This window comes from Frateuria defendens (genome assembly GCF_001182895.1).
Lineage (GTDB): Bacteria > Pseudomonadota > Gammaproteobacteria > Xanthomonadales > Rhodanobacteraceae > Frateuria_B > Frateuria_B defendens.
In genome coordinates this window covers 1-215 of the sequence record NZ_LFQR01000186.1, presented here as the reverse complement: position 1 = coordinate 215, position 215 = coordinate 1, and the positions used below count along the sequence as shown (strand labels likewise).

The following is a 215-nucleotide window of genomic DNA, read 5'->3' as shown; positions in this document are numbered from 1 at the left end:
CGCCTTCCATGCGCGCTATGCGGGCGATGGACGACGGCGCCAGCCGTTCGATCCGGCGATGATGGTCAAGGTGCTGGTGTACGCCTATGCCAGTGGGGTGTTTTCCTCGCGCAAGATCGCTCGGTCACTGGAGCAGGACGTGGCCTTCCGGGTGCTGGGCGCGGACAACTTTCCGGCCCATCGCACGCTCCGGGCGTTTCGCCAGGTTCACTTGG

At 65.6% G+C, this 215-nt stretch carries 1 protein-coding gene; it reads left to right on the top strand.

Annotation, left to right across the window (positions count from 1 at the left end; translation table 11 throughout):
• Positions 1 to 215, top strand: a 215-nt coding sequence (locus ACH65_RS19285) for a transposase (protein ID WP_161805631.1), incomplete at both ends; no start/stop codon positions are given.